Below are 22641 nucleotides of genomic sequence, written 5' to 3' on the forward strand. Positions count from 1 at the left end.
GATGCGAACACACACACGTAAAGAAGATTGGGTTGCCATTTTAACGGGAACCTTTTTGGTCGCACAAGGCGTCTTCTTTCTCCAGTCCGCTCATTTACTGACAGGTGGAACCGCTGGTTTAGCATTGCTGATCAGCCAGTTAGTCCCAGCCTCATTTGGTAGCATTTATTTTTTGGCTAACACCCCTTTTTACATTTTGGCTTGGAAACGATTTGGTCATCGCTTTGCCATCAACAGCGCGCTATCCGGCGCATTAGTCTCTATTTTTGCAGACCATCTTTATTTGGTAATTTCTTTGGAAATGGTCAATGAAATTTACTGCGCCATTGCCGGGGGATTATTAATGGGTCTTGGCATGTTAATTCTCTTTCGTCACCGTTCCAGCTTGGGTGGTTTTAATGTCTTGTGTTTGTTTATTCAAGATAAATTTGGGATCCCTGTTGGCAAAAGTCAGTTGGTTATAGATTGCTCAATTTTAGCTGCTTCTGCCTTTTTTGTTTCGTTTTCCATTGCCACACTGTCTGTGCTCGGGGCTGTCTCACTTAACCTTGTGTTAGCAATGAATCATAAACCCACACGATATAGCGTGACTTACCCTTAAGCTGTCGCAATACCCATAAGATTAAGAAGAGACAAAAACACAACCAAATTTAGCCTTAATTCTTACACCGTAAATACCCTCCATTATTTTTATTTAAACATTAGCTAGCTCTTATATAAAGGTCCTCTAACAAGGTGACCACATTAAGTTAATGCAGTAATAGCAAGTGATTACACCACCTTATCCGACTCTCCGTACTCTATCTCAAATTGAAAAACCCAAAATACAGTCACCCATTCCATATATCACACATCGCGTCTTATTTTTGATGCACCTGATCAGTTGAAGTCGTCGGAGCTTAATATGAGAATGCACTGCTAAAAAATAATTATTATTCGTTACCTTAATAATTGAGCGGTTAGGAGCTTCTACAATGGGTGAAAGAGGAAGGATCCGTATTTCTAACTATCAAGGTAAATTTTTCTACCGCCTGATAGATTGCTTAGTAATACTGATCACAATGTATATTACACTAAAGTTTCACTCACATATCGTTACGATGTCTTATATATCTGTGGGACTTTTAGGGGTTGTTTTTTATTCATTTATTGCTGAAAGCCTTGATATATACAGCGGTTGGCGAACCACAAAACTTAGAGTTTTAACTCTACACACTGCTTTTTGTTGGGCTTCAACTGTTGGCTGCTTAACTTTAGTTGGTTATTTCACAAAAACTGGAAGCGATTTCTCACGTTTAATTTTAGGTTTTTGGTTTGTCGGATCATTTATTTTATTACTGCTTTGGCGCTTCGTCGCATTTACAGTCATTTACTATCTACATAAAAAAGGTTATCACACCACTAAAGCTGTCATTATCGGCATGACACCGCAGGGCCTAGAACTATCGAAAAATCTCATCAATAACCCTGAGTTAGGTATTAAACTGACTGGCTTTTACGATGATAGGGGTGATGAACGTATCGCAAGTGATATTCCAGTGCTCGGTAAAGTTAATGATGCATTAACACTTGCCAAAAACGGTGAAGTAAAAAGTGTGTACATAGCACTACCAATGCAAGCCCAGCATCGAATCAGCAAGATTCTAGAGGCCTTTTCGGATAGCACCGTGAATACCTATATTGTGCCGGATTTTTTCACCTTCAATTTACTGCATTCGCGTTGGTATACCATCGGCGATGTTAATGCTTTTAGTATTTTTGATACACCGTTCAATGGGTTAGGTACGTGGCTAAAACGTTTTGAAGATTTAGTCTTAAGTAGTCTTATCTTGATTTTAATCAGTCCTGTCCTTATTGCAGTTGCAGTAGGCGTGAAACTCAGCTCGCCCGGCCCTATTATTTTCAAACAGATGCGTTATGGGCTGGATGGAAAGTCTATCAAAGTATGGAAATTCAGAAGCATGCGTGCCATGGACAATGGGAACAAAGTAACACAAGCAACAAAAAATGATCCCCGAGTGACTCCTTTTGGTGCGTTTATTCGGAAGACATCACTAGATGAGCTACCACAGTTTATTAATGTGCTACAAGGTCGAATGTCTATTGTCGGCCCTCGCCCTCATGCCGTAGCGCACAACGAAGAGTATCGAACGATCGTTAACCGCTACATGCTGAGACATAAAGTAAAACCAGGAATTACTGGCTGGGCACAAATTAATGGCTGGCGTGGTGAAACCGATACGCTAGATAAAATGGAAAAACGAGTCCAATTTGATTTGGACTATATACACAGATGGTCGTTGTGGTTCGACATCAAAATCGTATTTCTCACCGTATTTAAAGGATTTGTAGGCAAGAATGCTTACTAGAATGGATAAAGCATACTCATATGAAAACAACTAATTTAAATAGAATCGCGTCCTTTGGTTTGGCTTTTTTTGCGTTATCAGCCGTACAAGCAAAACCGCAACCTAACCCAATCATGACTGAGTCAGGGATTGCTATTGTACCGTTTTTAAACTTATCAACGGGTTATAACGACAACTTAGCAAAAGCGTCACAAGATCTCGAACATTCCCAATATTCAGTGTTCGAACCAGGTATCGGTTTAGCAATAGAGCCGACAAGTGGCCAGAAACATCGCGTAGGTTATCGACTACAAAGAGGCGATTTTTTCAGCTCTAGCAAAGATAACTACACTGACCATTTCTTTGATTTAGCCAGTGACTGGGAGCTCAATTCCAAGCATCGAGTTGACTTCAGCTATGCTCTTGCATTAACTCATGAACAGCGTGGTGATAACGATACGACACTCAATTTGTCGTACAACGAATACAACACCAATAACTTCAACCTCGGTTACGGTTTTGGTGGTGAAGACGCCAAAGGTCGAATAGAAACCAACCTTGGCTGGGGCAATTTGGACTATAAAAACAACCAAAATATTACTCAATACCAAAATTGGGATGAATTACGATTCAACAGCTCTCTATACTATAAAGCGCTGCCAAAAACATCGTTGGTTTTCCAAATTATCGTTAATGATAGGCATTATAGTGATATAGCCCCAGGCTCAACTCTCAAAGACAGCACCCATTATATGGGATATGTTGGTACCTCGTGGGACGCAACAGGGAAACTGCAGGGAAATGCCAAGGTCGGTATGCAACATAAAGATTTTGAATCCTCTTCTAGGGAAGATTTCGACTCTTTTTCATGGGATATTGATGTCACTTATCTCATCCGCACATACTCTGCAGTGCAGTTGAAAACAAATCGTAAATCAACCGATACTGACGGTACAGGTGATTCAATCGATACCAAAGTGTATAACGCAAATTGGACACACAATTGGAGTGACATCATCTCTTCTAACGTCGATTATTCTCTATTAAGCGAGAATTACACCAGCACTGCTCGCGACGATGACACCAGTAAGGTAACACTTTCATTAAGCTACGATTTTCGTCGTTGGCTAACATTCAAAGTCGGCTACCAACTTGAATCGAGAGATTCCAGCATCAGTTCGTTAAGCTACGATCAAAATGTTTATTACTTTGCTATTGAAGGTGTGATGTAACTTACGATGAAGTACTTCTTAGTCATTCTATTGAGTTGTCTTTCCTGGTCAACATTGGCCAATGAGAGTTTTTATAAGTTAGGCGTTGGGGATCAAATTCGGATTCAAGTTTATGATGAACCAGAGTTATCTATTGAAACGCGTGTGGGTGACAGTGGTAACATTGATTACCCTTTTTTGGGACGAATTAAACTGAAAGGAAAAACGATTGAGGAAGTAAAAACTGTTATCCACAATGGTTTAATCGATGGGTATCTGGTTAATCCCAATGTTTTTGTCAGCATAGTCGAATATCGTCCCTATTTTATCAACGGACAAGTGAAAATATCCGGGAGTTACCCGTATCATCCGGGGTTAACCGTAAACAAAGCCATTACGATTGCGGGTGGATTCACTGAGCGAGCGTCTAAAACTAAGATCTATATATCATCAAGTGATGCTCCTGAGGCCAAGCCAGTAAAAGTAACATTGCTTCATAAAATTCAGCCTGGTGACATTCTCACCGTAGAAGAAAGCTTTTTTTAGGTAACTTAGTTGTATGGAAAACTCTTTAATTAAAAATCACTTGAACTCAGATGAAGTTATTGATATTCGTCAGTATTTTCATGTTCTTCTCAACTATAAATGGCGTATTCTACTTTTTTCTACAATGGTTACCGCCATCGCCGTATTGATTGCATTGTCAATCCCTTCGCAATATACCGCTCGCGCCTCACTGATCATCGAATCAAAGCAAGCAAAAGCTGTTTCGATTGAAGACATCTATGGTTTAGATACCAAAAGCCAAGAATACTATTTGACTCAAATAGAGATCTTGAAATCAGACCGAGTCGCAGAGGAAGTCATTAAACGCCTTAACCTTGCCAGCCACCCAGAATTTGACCCTACTGTAGAAAATAATCAAAAAACTGGGTTTAAATTCGATGTATTGGAATGGTTTCCTGTTCTAAAATCGTTCAAGAAAGAGCCAGCGGAAATATCACAGGAAGACCAAAACTATCGGACTAGCCGATTGGTTCTGGCTAAGTTTAAGCGTGGGCTAGAAGTTAGCCCAATAAGAAAAACTCAACTAGTGAATATTTTCTACACCAGTAAAGACCCTAAATTATCGGCTCAAATTGCCAATGAGATTGGTAACGTCTTTATGGATAGTCATATCGAAGACAAACTTCAAGTTGAACTGAAGGCGAATAGCTGGCTCAACAACCGCATGGGTGATTTGCGCGAACAACTAAAAAAGTCAGAAGCTCAACTACAAACATTTTTAAAATCTGAAGGACTAGTTGATATCCAAGGCGTTGAAAGCCTAGCATCTCAAGAACTTGAAGAACTGACCTCTCAATTGAATAAAACGAGAGACAGACGCGTTGCAGCTGAGACTCTTTATTTGGTCGCTCAAACGTACAGCCGTCAAGATGGTGACCTCTCTGCCCTTGCATCTATCCCAGAGATCTCTAACCACCCGACGATACGAGATGTCAAATTGGCTGAAGTGCAAGCTGAAAAGAAAGTCTCGGAACTATCAAAACGTTATGGTGACAAACACCCAAAGCTAAAATCAGCTCAAGCCGAACTAGCCTCTGTTAAACGCAATTTAAATTCCGAACTAAAACAACTACTAAACGGGATCAACAATGAGTTACAGGCTGCTAAGCAAGCAGAGAGTTCTTTACACCGGGAACTTGAGAAACGCAAATCAGAGTTTCAAAGCCTTTCCGTAAAAAATGCACGATATTCAGAGCTAAAGCGCGAAGTCCAAACAAACCGAGAGCTGTTTGATCTCTTTTTAAGTCGTCAAAAAGAGACCAGTGCATCGAGCGACTTTAATGCTACGATTGCTCGTTTTACCGATTTTGCCAATCCGCCCCTCGCCCCAAGTAAACCGAATCGTAAACTGATTGTATTGTTAGCGTTTGTCGCTTCGTTTGGTTTGGCGTGTGTTGTTGCTTTCATTGCTGATGCGGTAAATGATACATTCCTCGATGTAAAACAGGTCGAAAAACAGTTATCACTAAGCTTACTCGGTATTATACCGGCAATTAAAACTCGAGGTCCCCTGACGCTCAAAACCTATTTTGATTCGAAACACCGAGAGCTAACAGAAGCGATTAGAACCGTTCGGACTGGTTATTTACTTGCCAACACCAACAAAGATCATCATGTGGTAATGGTTACTTCTTCACTACCTGAGGAAGGAAAAACAACCTCGAGTATCAATTTGGCTTTTTCACTGGCACAAATGGAAAAAACACTGCTGATTGACTGCGATTTGAGAAAACCGTCGGTTGCACACCGTTTTGGCATCTCTGGTTCACAGCCAGGAATGAGCAACTTGCTCATAGGTACGCATACCATAGAAGAGTGTCTCTATACCGATGAAGAATCAGGGCTTGATGTTTTGGCTGCAGGAGTCGTGACAGACAATCCTCTTGAACTTATCTCCTCGCCTAAGTTTGCCTCACTACTCGAAGAGCTAAAGACACGCTATAGCAGAATTGTGATTGATACACCTCCATGTTTAGCCGTGAGTGATGCATTTATGCTGTCGCAGTACGTGGACTCGACCATACTCGTGATCAATGCTCCACACACACGCACTAAAGTAGCTAGAGATGTGGTTGGACGCTTAACGCAGCAAGGAGCGAGAATTGATGGTGTCATATTGAACAAACTGAACACCAAAAAAGCCTCTAATTATAGCGGTTATCATCAATATCAATCCTATTACGGCCCAGAAAAATAACCATGAAGGTCGTGAATCACCCTTTTTTAGCCCATGCTTTGCGTTTGAGCATTGGGCTAACTGCACTCGTTACTCTCTATTTTGCATTTCATTTTTTGACGGCGTCCATTTACGCGCTAGCAACAGAAAGAAATATCGACTACTGGACAAAGCACAGTGATGGTGTAACTTTAGAGCAAGTGAATGAGACAAAACTCATGATACTAAAGGCCCTACAACACCACAGAGACCATCCTCATTACCACAATTTACTGGGTAAGGTCTATGAGTGGGAAGCCTATTTGGGCGATGATGTAGATAAAGAGAGCCGCTTGCTCAATGCAAAAAAGGCCTACTTGGAAAGTGCATTATTGAGACCCACTTGGTCAGATACATGGGCTGATTTATTGGTGATTGAAACTCAGTTGAAAGGGGAAAATATTGATCTCTATTTTGCGCAAGCCGACAGATATGGGCCTTTTACACCCAAAGTGAACAACACACTTTCCCAGATTGGCCTTAACCATTGGTCTATTTTTTCAGCGCCGCAGCGAACTATCATTATTGATCACGCCGCAAGAGCATTAGCTCATCCTCAAAGCCGAGGAGAAGCCTACCAGTATCTAAAATCAAACGGTCTCTTAAAATTTACCTGTGCAGCTATTATTTATAACCCTCAACGTTATACTGAGAAAAATAATCTCTGCAAGAGAGCGCTAGAGTGATCTCGATGATAAAACATTATTCAATAAACCGGCCTATCGCCTTGTTCATGTTAGCCTTGCTTTCTCTTGGTACGGCTTCGCTATCACTGGCAAAAACACTGAATATTCATGCTGAAATACCGATATTTTTGGAAAAGTCACTCGGCGGTGATATTTATCTCCACTTTACACTTGCGCTATTCATTACCTTGGTTTTTATCCGAGTAATTTCCGCCACTCTTCCCCCTATACAGAGCATCTTTCTCGCCATAGTTATCGTCTCGACCTGTTGCGTAATTGATGAAAGTTTACAAATGTTATCGCGTTCACGATCATTCTCTTTGCTCGATTTAGGGGCAAGCTTACTTGGTATAACAATGGCCTCAATAATCTATTACGTTACTAGCAGACTTCAATCTTCAAACTTATGCTCCAAACTAAGACAACCTCGCGCATAAAAACGCCTTAAGAATGAGAATCGAACCCTTATTAACAGAAGTACGATATCACTGGATGTACTACTTCACTTATAATCATCGCAACAGTAAATCGTAGGCTTTTAGGACTTACCAATGAAAAAATCACTATGGATATTTTGGATTGCTATTTCAGCTTTGCTGGCTAGTTCAAGGTTATATGCCGAAACAGAAATTACTTGTTCACTTTATAAAAACCATAAAGTGGCCACAGACACAATAAGAGCCAGCCTAGAACAAGCAGACGATGCCATTATTTCTCTGCAAGCTTTAATGAAACTATGCCCAAGCATGGCACTAGAAATGGCGGACCTAGCGTCTACTCTACACCCACAACTAGCACTCGATATCTTCAATACGGTATTTGACCATATATCGAGTGACCAAGTCGCAGCTTTGACTGCAATACTCGTTAAAAATGCACCTCAAGAGATGCGTTCTGAAGTCATTCAGCTTGCTGTCACTAAATCACCAGAGTCAGCTCAAGCTATCGTTGATGCTGTTATTGCAATGGATTTAATGGACTCAACTGATGTGATTGTTGCTGCAATCTCCGGTGGCGCTGACCCAGCGACCATTACTGAACCGACAGCGGCAGGTACTCCATCGGCTTTACCTGGTGGCTTACCTCCAGTCGCAACGGTGCCAGGTAACACCACTACACTTGGAACCGGCAATGGCAGTGGTGGTGGTACCGCTTCACCAAACTGATCGTTTAATTCGATGCTTTCATCCAGTTTAGGGCAGGTATATTCCTGCCCTTCTTAATTGATATTAATAGTATGCGTCTAATAGAAAAATCCATTTTCCCAATATTTCTCATTTTTGTATTTTGGCTGCCCATACCTTTAGGTAGTAATCGCCCATTAGCATGGTCATTCAATGAAATCTGGATTGCATTGCTGCTTATTGCCTGTTTATTCAACTACTCTTTTGAGCATTGGAAAAACTGTCTGATAAGGGGAAAATTAGTCATCATTCCCATCGCACTTATCACTTGCTGGTCATTCATCCAAAGTATTCCACAACTTGGTATAACTCAGGATCCTAGTTTAGTCTTTGTCTCTGCAATCAAATCGCTCCACTATTTCCAGTTTTGTCTTATTGCTCTTGTCCTCATCGATACACCTAAAAAATTAAAACTTCTCGCAGTAGTCATGGTTAGCAGTGGAATTTGCCAAGGCTTTTACGCTGGCGTGATTTTGCTACTCAACCTAGATCATTCGATAATTTTCAAGCTGCCACTAGGAAATAGAGCCTCCGGAAGCTTTGTCTATCATAATCATCTGGCAAACTTCTTGATGCTGAATCTCTGCATTGGATTTGGCTTATTAATTGCAAAACTCGATAGCTCACACAAAACCGGATTTAGAAATATCACTAAACAGTTTTTAGCCGTGTTGCTGTCTGATAAAGCCTTTGTACGTTTAGGGCTCGTGATCATGGTGATTGCATTAGTCTTAACACGCTCAAGAATGGGAAATATGGCTTTCTTTATCGCCTTAACCGTAGGTTGTGTGCTGTTGCTATTGTTTTACAAACCGAAACCCAAAAGTGTTTATGTGCTTATAATCAGTTTATTCATCATTGATACGTTCATCGTGAGCCAATGGTTTGGATTGGAGAAAGTCAAACAACGTCTTATTGAAACTAGCTTGGAAAGTGAATCAAGAGATGATGTTGTCAGATATTCCCTAGTTGCAATACAAGAAAGGCCTCTGACTGGCTTTGGGGCTGGTACTTTCTACTCCACTTTTCCTTCCTACAATCAAGGAAAAGTAAAACTGTTTTACGATCATGCCCATAATGACTACATCCAATTCGCCTTAGAATCAGGCCTTGCCATGGTTTCGATATTGGGTGTAATGATCTTAGTCGCCGCCCAACGCGCATTTTATGCGTTTAAAAACCGCAGAAATAAATTGATGAAAGGGATCGGTTTATCATCCATGATGGCTATTATTGGTATGTTGATACACATGAGTGTTGATTTCCCACTTCAAGCTCCCGCAACAACACTTTATTTCTTGCTGTGTTTATTGATGGGACACTGGTCAAATTCAATGCCGAGTCTGGTCACTCGTTCAAAATATTCCTGATATATAAAAACGACTTTAAGTTGCAGGTAAACGAATGTATCCAACACCGCGAATGGTATACGTCCAAAACAATTCCTACTCCATATCTGGTTAATAAAAATCCCTCGATTGTCTCGAGGGATTTTCAATTATTGAATTAAAACGATATCAATTAATCGAATACAAACTGCAAGCCTTCAACTAACCAGCCACCAGTCCAAACATTGATCTGCTTGATGCGTTTACCTTGCGGCACAGTGTACGTTTCAACTTTTTTGTTGCTCGCATAGTGGCTTGAACCCAATAACACGCTAGAGCCATCCTTCATCGTGAACTTAATCGCCACTATGTGGTAACCACCCCAGTTATAAAGACCAGAGGTAACTTCCACGGATTGCAATTGATCAAGAGCAATCGGTGCTCTTAGCACACCACCGTTAGTACCTTGTACCGGGCCGCCCACCAAGTTATTGGCCGTCGTGCCGATCGCATCGATCGCAAAACCAGAACGCAGATACATCTGGTTATCCGCCGTCACTACACGTTGTGATTGCTGAGTATTTGAGTAACCAAAAATTGGAGACTCACCACCCACCGTTGCACGTAATGTACTCGAACGGTATGTATTATGGCTCAACCAACTTGGTGTCGCATTTGTAGGCACTACACCATCTTGAGTAACATTCGTCAGATGGAAAGCATGCTGGTTCCAGATGCGAGTTGCATTCTTCCAAGGTTTTGCACTGTCCGCAGATTCATAAACAAACACACCATGGTTAACGACATAGTTTTTATCAAAATCATTCGCAACAACAATCAGCTCTGCGTTGTTATCCCCCGCAAGATCAACAACAATCGGGTACTCCCACAAGGTTGAGGTCGAATGCGCGAAAGAGGCTCTTTCCTGGCCCGTTCGTCCATCAAGAATTCGCACTCTGGCATGATCCTGAACAATAACTTCATCAATACCATCGCCATCAAAATCGTAAGCAGAAACACCAATTTTACCACTGCCAGTATCATCGTTAGCAGCAGACCAGACGCGATCACCTTTACTGTTGTACATATCCACAGCAGTATATCCAGCGTAAACAATGCCTTTCACATCAATATCATTAGAGCCACTACGAGAAGCCAATTCAAATTGCAAACCATCAACTAGCCACCCCTCAGTCCACACTTTGATACTCTTAATTTGGCTATCGGCTGGCACATTAAAACTCTCGGTCTGCTTAGAATACGCGTACTTTTTCGACCCCATCCTAATAATACTGCTATTACTCATTCTGAAATCGAGCGCAACGACATGATAACCACCCCAATAATACTTACCCCAAGTAACATCAACAGATTTGACGTCTTTGATATTGACTGGTTGGCTAAGGTTACCACCACGGCCACCAATAAGTGATTGAGCTGAGCTCCCCACAGCATCAATCGCTAAACCAGAGCGTACTGATAATTTAGCATCCGATGTGATAGTAATCGTCGATGGATTAGTATGAGAACGATATCCATAGACTTTTGACCATTCATTGTTTTCGATAACTTTGGCTTTACCTAAGAAATTAGAAACAGCTTGTACGCCACCACCTGGATTTGTACTGTTATTCACTTCCCACTTTACGGTACCGTCGTGTTCTAAAACAGCAAATCGTGCATTTTCGCCTGTTGCGAAAGCTGCCGGGACCGAAGCCACAATTTCTGGACGCTCATCGTTATCCAAATTAACGAGCGATGAAAACCACACCATATCATTGGCTAGATACTGCCAATTGACGGCACCACTGTTTTGGTACATTACACCACCAGAAAAGACCTCTTGCGAATTATCGCCATCGATATCCACATTAATAGAAGATGGGGCCCAAGGATGACTAAATACAAGACCTGACTCGTAATTATAAACGCCATCTGAAGATAGAATCTCGACACTACCGTCCCCATCAAGATCTGCGAGGGTTATAGAGCCAACTGAACGGCCTCCAGTTTGTGCTTTGAGAATCTGTTTCTTTACATGACCGTTGTTATCCAAAATATTTAAATAGGGGCTAGATGTATTGGTTGTAACGATTTCAACTACACCATCACCATCTAAATCAGCGACAGCTGGTGAATATCTTGCGTCAGCAATGGCTTCACCTTGCTCATAAGACCACAACTCCGAGCCATCAACACCGCTTAAAGCTCGAACTAGGCCTCCGTTAACATACTTGCTCCCTTCAAACGTCACAACGATAAGGTCAGCAATGTCTTTTTCATCAATATTACCATCGCCATTATCATCATTCAGTTGAGCAACAACTGGAGTCGCCATCACTTGATTCGATAATGGCTTAAAGCCACCGCCTTGCCATGACCATTTCAACTGCGTGCTAATGGTGTCAGAAGGTACATCAAATGACACAACTCGCATAGAACGAGGGTGTGAAAAATCAAGGAGTTCACCATTGTAAGCTTTCACTGATTTCAGTTGTGCATTAGATGTATTACCACCGAAAACAGCTAAACGGTTATAGGACAAATTATCCCAATCACTAAGTATCACTCCAAGACCTTCTGGAGCGACTATATCGACAGCATGTCCATAGATATAGGAAGGGAGCGAATAACCAGAACGCTCACCTTCTTTAAGACAAAAACGCTCACCATTTTCACGGCTCACGATACAAGCTTCAGGATAAAGTTCCGATGCAAGGACACGCATGGAACGAGGATGAGAAAAATCTAGAGCCTGCCCGTTCAATGCTTTAACATTTTTTAACTCACTGTTATCAGTATAATGGTCAAAAACTGCCAAGCGATTGTAAGATAAATTATCCCAGTCACTGAGCATCACTGAAACACCACTAGGTGCTAAAACATCAACTTGATGATTATAAATCCAAGATGGTAGCGAATATTCTGAACGCTGCCCTATATTTAGGCAGTACTTATCTCCGGTTTTCCGGCTAATAATGCAACCTTCCTGATCTGCAGCTTGAACCATTGAGCCACCCAATGAGATCATTCCTACAGCGAAAACCAAATATTTTATTGTCATGAAAAAGTTTCCCTCTACTAAATATGCATACCTTCCCAACCAAACTGCGTTCGATAGGCTAAAAGTACGGTTAGCAAGGCCAGCATAATGCAGATACCTTGCGAACATGGATAAGGTGACATAATTATCAGTAGACGTGCATCTTATTACAACGACACTTCGATGAGATACAGACTCAAATATGAGACGAATCAAATATGAGACAAATTTCTCTTATAAAATTTCATTTTAAGAAATGCCACTCTAGCCACTCTATTAGTCACAACTAGAAAAGCGCTAGTAAAAAACTTTACAAAAATCAACCATAGTTAAAATAGAAACAAATACAAATTCATCCTATAAAAATTTTTCTTTCAATAATAAAAATAAAAATTTGCTATTAGTAACAAGATATCTCTTCCACATTCTTCTAGGCTCTTGAATGATACGGTATAACCATTCCAAACCAGAATTTTGCATCCAAACTGGGGCTCGATTTACTTTGCCAGCAACAACATCAAATGTCCCACCGACTCCCATAACGAAGTTAACACCTAGTTCATCTTTCCATTTATTAATAAAATTTTCCTTTTTTGGTGAAGTAATTGCTACGAATAAAAGCTTAGCTCCCGATTCCTTAACTTTATTTACAACAAACTCTTCATTATCCCAAAAATATCCGTCATGGTAACCAGCAATAATCAATTCTGGATAAAGTCTTTTAACCTTATCCGCAGTCTGAGTGACCACGTCAGATGTTGCTCCAAGTAAAAACACTGGGAAGTCTCGTCCAGCACTCATTTCTAATAAATTGTAAAATAGATCAACACCAGCTACTCGCTCAGGAACATTATGCCCCATAAATCGAGCACCAAAAACGACTCCCATTCCATCAATATTAATTAAGTCGCATCCCTTGACTGAATCAGATAACGTAGGATCGGTCTGCATATTTACTAGCTTAGCCACATTAACTACAACATGTTGTAAAAAAACACCTTCGCTTATCTTATTCTCAATGAATGATACTGTCTCGGACATTGTAGCAATATCCATAGGAGATCCCAAAAATTCTATACGTTTCATCTAATTAATGACCGCCATGTGTAATAAAATTATCAATTCAATTTTTATTCAAAAAAATATAACGTTGATAATATGAGAACGAATAATAAACCCATGCTTTTGTCCAGCGAATATAATCAATTTTATTTGTATAATATTGATTCTTCTGATAAACAAATCTCCGCTTATTCTTTAAGTATAATATTTCAATAGCATTACTTATTATTCTATCGGCCATAATTAAGTCATCAGCCGTACCACCAACTTTAAGCAGAGTAAGCACAGCCTGAGATACGCTATGCATATCAAGAGGATAGCGGTTATTATGGTAATACTTAGCAGTACCATCTGCTTCAAAAAATTGGGTTTTATAAAATTTAAAGCCAAGTTCAATACTTGATTTAAACTCATCCGTACTTAAAGAATCAGCCAATAGAGTTAGGGCTTCTAAGTTGTACCCCGTATGGAAAGAGTCGATAAACTGATGGTGGTGTCTTGTACCATAGACCCAAGAACCGTCATAACTTTGAGCTAAAACTGATTGTCTTGCAACAGCTAAGGACAATTTCTTATACTGGCTATTACCTGTAATACTAGCAATTTTTGCGACCCAAGCGGCACCCCATAAACTGGCGTTGTATACTAGTGCGGTCTCTCCTGGGATGTAAGAGAAAAAACATTCACCATCTAGTTCTGTGTAGAGATGTTTAACTATAAAATTCGCAGAATCAATTGCTGGCTCACGATATTTATCACTATTAATAATCTCCCCCAACGCCCAAAGTGCTTGTGCAACATAGACAGTCGTGATTACATTAGGTTTACCTTTTGGCACAAAGAATGCGCGTGCATTCCAATCAAAATGATAACCCCAGCAGCTGTGCCCCCACAAAGTTCTATCACTCTGCTGTGTTAACAACCAATTAGCCAACTCTACCGCTTCATCTAGGTAACTCTGCTCATTTGTTGACTGATAGTTTTCTAATAAGCCTAAAATAAATAACCCAATCCCTTTAGGATTTCGCTTGTCAGGAACAAAGAATACTGTTCTAAAATTAATGGCAGAGCGCTTATGAAGTTGAGTCCAAAATAAACCAAGTAAGCCCGTTTTGGCTCTAGGAAAAAAATAAAAAAATTTACTATTTAACCCATCAAAAGGATCCTTTCCAGCATAATCATTAATTTTTGCATCTCTTAATAAAGAAGAGACGATATCTTCCACACTAATCAAAGTAGGTCACCTAATTCTTGCCAAATAGAATGTTCAATCATCTTCACAACCTTAGCCGGAGAACCCGCAACTATTGAGTTATCTGGAATGCTATTAATAACAACAGCGTTTGCTCCAATTATTATATTATTTCCAACTTTTATGTCACCCAAAATCCTTGCGCCAGCACCAATATATACATCATTTCCTATCTCTGGACATGACTCTTTTAGCTTTCTTCCTATTGTAATACCCTGGCCTAAGCAAACATTATTACCAATAATCGATTTTTTATGAATGACACATCCTATCCCTCCATACATAAAACGGGAATTTTTCCCTATTTTCACAGAAGCTGGGACAACGGAATTAAATAGTAAAAAAGAAATAATTTTTATAACATTTGGGATCAATGGAATTCGATTCACGTATGCCCAGTGAGATATACGATAAAAACATATCAAATTCATCACGCCACCTTATTCCCAATAATATTCTTCGTTATATACCTATATCGTTCAATAATATTAAATAACAATCCTGATTTTATATAATCAACAATTTTCCCTTTAAAGTTTCTAGGAGGATTTATTGGTATACAACTAATTTCTGGTGCTAGATAGTGAATGATTTCTTTAAATAAAATATTGTTATAGTATTTTGTATATTTGTATGGCAAGCAAATCATACGTTCAATAATGTAGTGTGTAGCAAATGGATTGACTTCCTCAAATGCTATATCTGACTCAGAATTACCAACTGCCCCCCAGTTACCTAGTTTTTGTTCAATGTAATATAATGAGTTCTTGGGATAAGAGCTAGCATATAAATGTTCTTTACAACCAGCTAACCATAAATTTGTCTGAAAATTGGAGAAGCGTGAATTTACACACTGATATTTAAAACACAAATAATTACTTTCGATATTTTCTTTAGGTGTACCATATACAGATCGACCAAATTCCCCGACGCCGCAAACGTTGATATGTTCAGGCAAGATTATAGAATAGTTATAGACTTCTGGGAGCCGTTTTTCAGTAGCGTAAAAAACAGAATTGGAATATTCATTTTTAAATGAATCAGGTATTTTATCCACATCTAAAAAATCAGTATGGATCGTATATTTCACTCCAAGTGTATCACAAATCCTCTTACCGATGACAATATCCGGATGATCGTCATTTAAATTTTTCAACTTATCAATAAAGTAATAGCATCTATGTTTAATTTCTTTTGTAGCAGCGGCCATCACCCTAGAATCATTACCTGCTGTAACAGCGATTGATAATGGTGATACTTCAGAAAAAGCTTTTAAAATGGCTTTAAGTTCTTCTGCAACTTCTGTCACAACCTGATTAATATCATGGTACTTAAATTCAACTTGAGGCCAATAACGAACAACTTTCATATCTCTAATACTTAAAGCATGGTTAGGAAGTACTTTTTCTATCTCATTAAAGATAGTTTCATGCCCGATCCAAGCATTACCATTTCCTTTTTTTGGAAAGACTTCCTTATAAAATTTATAGGCTTCTTCATTATGTGTAAGCTTAATACTTTGATATTGCAAGAGACTAATGTCTGTCGCTATCAAACCGTAACTACTAGAAAAATTAATTTGCGCAAGTGATGTTGCATCAGCTCTTAACATATCAACTTTACTATCACTATAAAATAAATAGTATCTTCCACAGCACCTCGATAGAGATTTATTGATGATTGGAAAACTTATATCTGAATTGTCAAGTTCATTAACAATAATCCTTAAGTCAAATGAATCAAACTGTGGATGTACTATCTCACCTACAATTAATAGGGAGAAAAATCTACCTATGTACTGGTATACTTTATTATGACTATCAAAATAAATTGAATACTTAGTAAAATCAATACATCTGAATGTACTGGGGACAGAAACTTCAACATTCGATGCGTCACTTACAAGAATTTGTCTTTTAAACATTTTAAGGTTCCAACTCTAAAATCGCTTGCCTAAATTTTCCATTTTTTGTTCTTGGAATGGATGAAACTTTCTTAACAAGAACACGCATATCTTCTCCAAAATATGTTTTAATATTTTTTTCTAGAATTTTTTCTGATTGTTGATCATATCGACGATCAACAACAACTAAAGCTATTATTTCATCTATTCTTTTTTGCTTAAGCTGAAGCTCAACCAAACCACACACATTTTTTGGGATATGGTTAAAAATAAGCACCTTACGCCCTGAAGTTGACAGTAGAAACTCACCTTCTCTACCTTGAATACTTTTAATTGTTAAAAATGGAAGACCACATTCACATTGATTGAATTCGGAACTAACACCAGAGAATATGTCTTCTGTGTTATACCTAATTAATGGCATTTTAGAGTTATGGAATCCCGTCGCAATTAATTTATCATCAGAAAACTCATAATAGCCATAGTCTTCAATTAAATGCATCTTACCGTATTTACACGTACCTGCCGTTGCCACCCTTTCACTCAATCCATACCAACTAAAAACCTTACAATTAAAAACGCGTTCGATTACTAGTTTCTGATTATCAGAACAAGATTCCGATGAAAGGACAATCCCTTTAATTTTTAGGTTTACTGCTAACCCTAATGACTCAATTAAATTAGCAAACAGAAATATTGCAGATGGATAAGCTTGAATTATTTTTGGTTTATAATTATGTAATTGCTCTAAATATTGTCGAACTGTTTCCTCGCTCAGATGATATACAGACATCATTAACATTTTATCAATCCTGTTGTGACGCCAATAAGGTGAGGTATTTTGCTCTAGAGGAACAATAAGATCAGCTCGTAACCAGACTCGCTTATCACCTGGAAGATAACCAGCCCATGTCAATTGTCGATGACTTTGAGCATGATCTTCTATAATCGCGGATAATCCGGAATAGAGGTTTAGTGGCTTACCTGTCGTACCTCCAGTCTGAGACTTAAAAGTATAAGAAAATTTTTTAGAATCATTTAGAAATGCACAGGGAGCGATACGAATATCTTCCTTACCAATGAGCGGAAAATCATCAATATTAGATGATTTTACATTTTTATAAAAGGAAACGTGTTCCTTAGCCTGATCTAATGTTATCTTTAATAGGCTTCTTTGTTGCTCAAGCAATTTCTCTCTAGAGATATATTGGTTATTATGTAATTCTTTTATTCTTTTTTTAAACAACCAATTTTCTCTCAATAATTTAAATATAATCGATTTAATGTTAATCATCAGTTCTTGCAGAAAAATAGGTGACTTTTTATAAAGTGAGCTTTTATACATTTCTATCTAAACCTAAGGCTAAAGACATTGCAAGAATCTGATTATTTATACTAGCTTCATTATGAACTGTATTTAACGCCTCTTTAGACATTCTATTTTTAAGCTGAAAATCATTCCCTTTCTCTTCAATAAACGCAGTCCAAGCACTTAAATCTTTCTCTTTGAATAATACTCCATTAACATTTTGCTTCAAAAAATTTATTTCAGGACTGTGGAACGAAATGTCCTCACTTAGTAGTGGTAAACCAGCGCTAAATGCATGTACAATGGCTAATCCTACATAACCAGGCATTACAAACCAATCAGCACTTTTAAATATTATTGCAAGCCGATCTTCATCAAAAATCTCACCTAAAAACAATGCATGTATACCAAAACATTTACATAATTCTTGCCAGCTTTCTCTCATCTCTCCATCACCGACAACAACCAGTGCTACTGAATCTTTATTCTTTGCTTTTCCCAAAGCATTAATAAAGTTTTCTAACCGTTTGCCAGATCTAAAACGACCTGAAAAAAGATATACAGTTTTATTTTCTATGTTATTGTCCGATTTGAATTTATTAATGTCTTCTTCTTTTATAGGAAGATAGCTATTGATTAACTTTTCTGTATTAAGCGTATTTGGAGCAACAAATATCTTTTCCTTATCAATTCCTTTATCGACAAGGTATTCTTTCCCTGGTTCAGAAAACACGATAATGGCATTTGCTTGCTTTAAACATTTATTTATCACAGAGACTCTAATCTTATTTAAAAAACCATTTAATCCACTATCTGGTCTGCGGCAATGGTCGTATCCATGCGTCCAATAAACAAGCTTTGTTTTTGTTATTTTACAAAATAGAGATAAGCTTAGCTCGGTTAGGTTTGAACTATTAGGAAGAGCTAGAATCACATCCGGTTTATATTGGATTATATATTTATAAGCATAAGGCAATAGATTAATACGTTTAGACCATTTTAATATATCTGTGCTGCATATATAGTTTAAGTTTGCACATGGCTTTATATAATCTTTAATTTCACCGTCAGTTATTACATCAATTTTACAGTAATAGTTAAGCGTTAATTTAGTGAGAACTTCATTTCTATATCTTTGCCAACTTGCATCTTTTGATAAAAACAAAACATTTCTATTCATTAATTATTTTCCTATGGCATATTGAAGAAAGATAGATAAGAACATAAAGCACCCATAATAAATTATTACTTCTAAAGAAATCTGTTTCCATAAAAGAATGAATGATCAAAAAAAACAATATTGCTATGAATAAATAATTAGAACGAGTTATTTCAAATATGGAATGAATGACAAATGCAATAAATATTGGCACACCAATATAACCTAACATTATCCAAATATCTAAGTAAGTATTATGTGATTGATTTAACTTTGTAATAAAGAAATCAAAATCCCCACCATATAACACGCTAAGTCCAGCATCACCAACTCCCCAAAAAGAACGATAACCAAAACCTAGCCATTTATAATCATTCATCTCGAATATCACAAAGTCCCATATTATAGCTCTACCAGTAAAATCAAGCCCATAATCAGACAATATACTCGTATCAACTAAAAGGAGGGCTAAAAAAACAAAACCAGAAGTAAAAAATATAGATAAAATGACATTTTTAGCTTTTAACCACTGGTAATTAATCAGCATATATATGAAGATTGAAGATGATATCACTAGCGCTAACGATGTCTTGGATTTTGATATTATAAGCAAAACAAAAACAGTAAATAACAAATATAAATTTAATTTATTCTTATTTTTATTAATGAAAATATCATACATAACTATCAATAAAGATAGAGCATAAATATACCCTGCAGTATTTTTGTGTCCATGTATCGCTCTAAATCCAATATCTTGCCAAGCAAAAGAGAATGGAATACTTAACACTCCAATAATAACAATAGCGATAGCAAAAAACTTTAGCACATTGAAGATATCATTAAAATCTAAATATCTTATCACCATCAAAATGAATGTGATTAAAAATATTTGTTGTAATAATCTAGTAAATGAAGTCAAAGGTATTTCAGACCAAAGGCATGATATAATTGAATACAGAACCAATATCCACAGAGGCCAAGCTTTTATAATAATAATTTTAAAAAAATCCTTATTATTTTTAAACAAAAAAACAATAGAAATCATGAATGAAGACAACATAATAAGTCTATTAACCATATTAGATGATATTTCAATTTCAGACACAAAATCACTGTCACGAACAGCCAATGATGGAGAAAACACTCCTGCAGAATTTAATAAGAATACGAATAGCAGACCAGATATGAAATTCTTATAGCTAATTTGCATAGAATAGCCTTTTACTTATAATTTTATATTGTGAACAACAGAAATGAAGAAGCTCACCTATTAAGTATCCAACAATAATTCCAATGGCTCCATAATATGTTCCGAATATTGTTGAAGCGGCTACGCCTAAAGTAGAAACAATAACACCCATAACCGCTAAATATTTAAATTCCTCAGCTACATTTAATATATTACTGTTTGAAAATTTAAAGACTTGGACCATGCAGACAGAAAGCCAACAGCATAATAGATCAAATCTAACTTTAGTTTCAAATATCATTTCTATATAGTTAAAATTACTTAATACCAATATCGAATAAACAGTTATAAATAGAAACATTGATAATATAATCTTTACACTGACATTTTTAAGTGTATTTTTGTCATTTTTATATAATTTAGCCCATCTAGGCTTTTCAGACATATAGATACCAGAAGCTACTAGATTTATTGGCATAACAATTAATCGAGCTATAGCTAAAACCGCTGTTGCTTCAACGCCAATAATGAGTGTAGCTAAATAGGTATAACTATTATTTTGTGCCCAAGTCGCTAACGAACCAACAGAAGACCAACGGCCTACACTCCATAAGTCATAATAAGATACTTTCATTTCACTTATTGTTGGTAGCCTAAATTTAAGTTTATAAGTAATAATTACTATTGATATAACACCCGATATTATAGACACTAAATATATATAATTAAGAGTCACATCACTTTCATTAAAGAACAAATACAATAAACCTAACATAGTAGTAAAAAGTGAAACAATAGCAGACAACACTATCGTGCCACGAAGCTCGAATACATAGTTATATACTCGATACAAATCTCTACTTAAATATAGAAAAAAAGAGCAGTACACCAAAAAAAACAATGAATTTTCAAATTCAAAATATTTGACCAAAAAGAATGCAGGTACAATAAGAGCCATATGAATAATATTAGCAAATACACACAGTGCATTACTCTTCCTGATTTTTATTTCATATTCAGAGATTTTTGCATATTTTACGGATAAGGTTGTATGGAAAAATGCATTTTGAAGCGTAGAGATCAGCATTAATCCTGAAAAAAAATTCATGTATACTGCATAGTCTTTAGGTCCTAACTCTCTAATAATAAAAAAAGATATTAAAAAATTAGCCGCACTTATTGTTGCTACATCAATCACGCCACACAATTGATAAAATAATTTTATTAATTTACTCACCATACATTTTAGTCTCTCTGCCAAACAATCCCTCAATTTGACCGAGCCTAGCAATGGAATTTACCAATAAAATAGTTCCCTTTCTTTTCCCAGTGAAAGCAATAAGTGGAAGTGAAGCTAACACCCCAAATAGTCCAACTATTGATCTAGTGGTAATTATAATTGCTTTTTTATCTAGAGAATAATGATTTTTTCTTATTTTAGAAAAGGTTTGCCCTCCCCTCCTGCCTCTTTTTATAGCATACTGTAAATTAGCTCTATCAAGAGACAAATATTCGAAGACTTCAGTTTCATCGCACCAAGTCAGTTTTGCCCCATGTTGTTTACACCGATAGAAAAACTCAGAATCCTCTCCTCCAGACTGTCCAAATGCTCTATTGAATAGTCCGACTTTTTCTATTAATGCCATAGATACAAGAGCATTCCCTGTATTACCAGTAGAAAGTATAGTACCTGTTTTTTTTCTAACTCTTTCAAAGAGTTTAGAAACAATTACCCATTGAGATGTCTGTGGATAATAGCAAGTTATCACAGGACCAATCACAACATCTGTATCATACTGATTAAGCATCTTGGCTAAACTAATGAAGTAATTAGGTGAGATAGTTTCATCATCATCTAAAAAAAGAATGTAGTCTGATTCATTATCATTTGCGATTCCAATGCATTTATTACGCACATCAGATATATTCCTTGAAAACTCACAATGATAAATTACATTTATATTTTCATTATAAAATAGACTTGCAACTTCATTTGCACTTCGGTTTTCATCATTATCAACTATGGCTATAGTTAAGATAAATTCACTGGTATCATTTGCTTCAAATATTGAAACCAATAATTCCTTTAATTGTTCAGGGCGACGATAGGTACAGATCCCTATCGTTACCTTTTTTTTATTATTTGTCATTCCTATGACCTAAAATCTCTGTTCGAGAAGGT

General features: G+C 37.3%; 18 protein-coding genes. 8 read left to right on the plus strand and 10 right to left on the minus strand.

Going from position 1 to position 22641, the window contains the following annotated elements; genetic code table 11:
* Position 1 precedes the first annotated feature (1 nt).
* From AACT23_RS00905 to AACT23_RS00940, 8 genes are all read left to right on the plus strand, one after another.
* A complete protein-coding gene (locus AACT23_RS00905) occupies positions 2 to 601 on the plus strand; it encodes a YitT family protein (protein ID WP_013857347.1) in 600 nt (199 codons plus the stop codon).
* A 373-nt stretch (positions 602 to 974) separates the two neighbouring features.
* Positions 975 to 2369, plus strand: coding sequence for an exopolysaccharide biosynthesis glycosyltransferase VpsL (gene vpsL, locus AACT23_RS00910; protein WP_094127320.1), 1395 nt, complete (start codon positions 975 to 977; stop codon positions 2367 to 2369).
* Positions 2370 to 2389: 20 nt separating this feature from the next.
* On the plus strand, positions 2390 to 3580 hold the full coding sequence (locus AACT23_RS00915) for an outer membrane beta-barrel protein (protein WP_013857349.1): 1191 nt from the start codon (positions 2390 to 2392) through the stop codon (positions 3578 to 3580).
* Positions 3581 to 3586: 6 nt separating this feature from the next.
* Positions 3587 to 4105, plus strand: coding sequence for an exopolysaccharide export protein VpsN (vpsN, locus tag AACT23_RS00920; RefSeq protein WP_088732057.1), 519 nt, complete (start codon positions 3587 to 3589; stop codon positions 4103 to 4105).
* 13 nt (positions 4106 to 4118) lie between these two features.
* Positions 4119 to 6323: an exopolysaccharide regulatory tyrosine autokinase VpsO gene (gene vpsO, locus AACT23_RS00925; protein WP_088721035.1), complete on the plus strand. Its 2205-nt coding sequence runs from the start codon at positions 4119 to 4121 to the stop codon at positions 6321 to 6323.
* A 2-nt stretch (positions 6324 to 6325) separates the two neighbouring features.
* Positions 6326 to 7027, plus strand: a complete 702-nt coding sequence (locus AACT23_RS00930) for a VpsP family polysaccharide biosynthesis protein (protein WP_088728713.1) — start codon at positions 6326 to 6328, stop codon at positions 7025 to 7027.
* A gap of 551 nt (positions 7028 to 7578) precedes the next feature.
* Positions 7579 to 8193, plus strand: a complete 615-nt coding sequence (locus AACT23_RS00935; RefSeq protein ID WP_013857353.1) for a hypothetical protein — start codon at positions 7579 to 7581, stop codon at positions 8191 to 8193.
* Between the two features lie 71 nt (positions 8194 to 8264).
* A complete protein-coding gene (locus AACT23_RS00940; RefSeq protein WP_094127322.1) occupies positions 8265 to 9581 on the plus strand; it encodes an O-antigen ligase family protein in 1317 nt (438 codons plus the stop codon).
* Positions 9582 to 9732: 151 nt separating this feature from the next.
* Here AACT23_RS00940 and AACT23_RS00945 read toward each other — a convergent pair whose 3' ends face one another.
* From AACT23_RS00945 to AACT23_RS00990, 10 genes are all read right to left on the minus strand, one after another.
* Positions 9733 to 12603, minus strand: a complete 2871-nt coding sequence (locus AACT23_RS00945) for a beta-prism lectin domain-containing protein (protein ID WP_094127324.1) — start codon at positions 12601 to 12603, stop codon at positions 9733 to 9735.
* 336 nt (positions 12604 to 12939) lie between these two features.
* Positions 12940 to 13668, minus strand: coding sequence for a WecB/TagA/CpsF family glycosyltransferase (locus tag AACT23_RS00950; protein ID WP_013857356.1), 729 nt, complete (start codon positions 13666 to 13668; stop codon positions 12940 to 12942).
* Between the two features lie 37 nt (positions 13669 to 13705).
* Positions 13706 to 14878, minus strand: a complete 1173-nt coding sequence (locus tag AACT23_RS00955; protein ID WP_064624729.1) for a hypothetical protein — start codon at positions 14876 to 14878, stop codon at positions 13706 to 13708.
* Positions 14875 to 15327, minus strand: a complete 453-nt coding sequence (locus tag AACT23_RS00960) for a serine O-acetyltransferase (protein ID WP_094127326.1) — start codon at positions 15325 to 15327, stop codon at positions 14875 to 14877. The genes AACT23_RS00955 and AACT23_RS00960 overlap by 4 nt, the downstream gene beginning before the upstream one ends.
* On the minus strand, positions 15327 to 16820 hold the full coding sequence (locus AACT23_RS00965; RefSeq protein ID WP_019280861.1) for a hypothetical protein: 1494 nt from the start codon (positions 16818 to 16820) through the stop codon (positions 15327 to 15329). Before AACT23_RS00965 ends, AACT23_RS00960 begins: the two co-directional genes overlap by 1 nt.
* 1 nt (position 16821) lies before the next feature.
* Positions 16822 to 18144: a phenylacetate--CoA ligase family protein gene (locus AACT23_RS00970; RefSeq protein ID WP_094127328.1), complete on the minus strand. Its 1323-nt coding sequence runs from the start codon at positions 18142 to 18144 to the stop codon at positions 16822 to 16824.
* Positions 18137 to 19288, minus strand: coding sequence for a glycosyltransferase family 4 protein (locus AACT23_RS00975; protein ID WP_088728707.1), 1152 nt, complete (start codon positions 19286 to 19288; stop codon positions 18137 to 18139). Before AACT23_RS00975 ends, AACT23_RS00970 begins: the two co-directional genes overlap by 8 nt.
* Positions 19281 to 20480 carry an O-antigen ligase family protein gene (locus AACT23_RS00980; RefSeq protein ID WP_019280860.1) on the minus strand — a complete coding sequence of 400 codons (1200 nt, stop codon included), beginning with the start codon at positions 20478 to 20480 and terminating at the stop codon, positions 19281 to 19283. Before AACT23_RS00980 ends, AACT23_RS00975 begins: the two co-directional genes overlap by 8 nt.
* Positions 20470 to 21699: a lipopolysaccharide biosynthesis protein gene (locus AACT23_RS00985; RefSeq protein ID WP_094127330.1), complete on the minus strand. Its 1230-nt coding sequence runs from the start codon at positions 21697 to 21699 to the stop codon at positions 20470 to 20472. The genes AACT23_RS00980 and AACT23_RS00985 overlap by 11 nt, the downstream gene beginning before the upstream one ends.
* A complete protein-coding gene (locus AACT23_RS00990) occupies positions 21689 to 22609 on the minus strand; it encodes a glycosyltransferase family 2 protein (RefSeq protein WP_013857365.1) in 921 nt (306 codons plus the stop codon). Before AACT23_RS00990 ends, AACT23_RS00985 begins: the two co-directional genes overlap by 11 nt.
* Between the last annotated feature and the right edge of the window lie 32 nt (positions 22610 to 22641).

Origin of the sequence: Vibrio sp. V09_P4A23P171 (assembly GCF_963875615.1) — a bacterium.
Lineage (GTDB): Bacteria > Pseudomonadota > Gammaproteobacteria > Enterobacterales > Vibrionaceae > Vibrio > Vibrio anguillarum.

Bases quoted from the DNA above. Each gene is read 5' to 3' on its own strand.
- AACT23_RS00960 (WP_094127326.1), bottom strand. From the start codon at position 15,327: ATGAATTTGATATGTTTTTATCGTATATCTCACTGGGCATACGTGAAT.
- AACT23_RS00945 (WP_094127324.1), bottom strand. From the start codon at position 12,603: ATGACAATAAAATATTTGGTTTTCGCTGTAGGAATGATCTCATTGGGT.
- AACT23_RS00930 (WP_088728713.1), top strand. From the start codon at position 6,326: ATGAAGGTCGTGAATCACCCTTTTTTAGCCCATGCTTTGCGTTTGAGC.
- AACT23_RS00985 (WP_094127330.1), bottom strand. From the start codon at position 21,699: ATGGTGAGTAAATTAATAAAATTATTTTATCAATTGTGTGGCGTGATT.
- AACT23_RS00935 (WP_013857353.1), top strand. From the start codon at position 7,579: ATGAAAAAATCACTATGGATATTTTGGATTGCTATTTCAGCTTTGCTG.
- AACT23_RS00990 (WP_013857365.1), bottom strand. From the start codon at position 22,609: ATGACAAATAATAAAAAAAAGGTAACGATAGGGATCTGTACCTATCGT.
- AACT23_RS00980 (WP_019280860.1), bottom strand. From the start codon at position 20,480: ATGCAAATTAGCTATAAGAATTTCATATCTGGTCTGCTATTCGTATTC.
- AACT23_RS00905 (WP_013857347.1), top strand. From the start codon at position 2: ATGCGAACACACACACGTAAAGAAGATTGGGTTGCCATTTTAACGGGA.
- AACT23_RS00940 (WP_094127322.1), top strand. From the start codon at position 8,265: ATGCGTCTAATAGAAAAATCCATTTTCCCAATATTTCTCATTTTTGTA.
- AACT23_RS00950 (WP_013857356.1), bottom strand. From the start codon at position 13,668: ATGAAACGTATAGAATTTTTGGGATCTCCTATGGATATTGCTACAATG.
- AACT23_RS00915 (WP_013857349.1), top strand. From the start codon at position 2,390: ATGAAAACAACTAATTTAAATAGAATCGCGTCCTTTGGTTTGGCTTTT.
- AACT23_RS00965 (WP_019280861.1), bottom strand. From the start codon at position 16,820: ATGTTTAAAAGACAAATTCTTGTAAGTGACGCATCGAATGTTGAAGTT.
- AACT23_RS00975 (WP_088728707.1), bottom strand. From the start codon at position 19,288: ATGAATAGAAATGTTTTGTTTTTATCAAAAGATGCAAGTTGGCAAAGA.
- vpsN (WP_088732057.1), top strand. From the start codon at position 3,587: ATGAAGTACTTCTTAGTCATTCTATTGAGTTGTCTTTCCTGGTCAACA.
- vpsL (WP_094127320.1), top strand. From the start codon at position 975: ATGGGTGAAAGAGGAAGGATCCGTATTTCTAACTATCAAGGTAAATTT.
- vpsO (WP_088721035.1), top strand. From the start codon at position 4,119: ATGGAAAACTCTTTAATTAAAAATCACTTGAACTCAGATGAAGTTATT.
- AACT23_RS00970 (WP_094127328.1), bottom strand. From the start codon at position 18,144: ATGTATAAAAGCTCACTTTATAAAAAGTCACCTATTTTTCTGCAAGAA.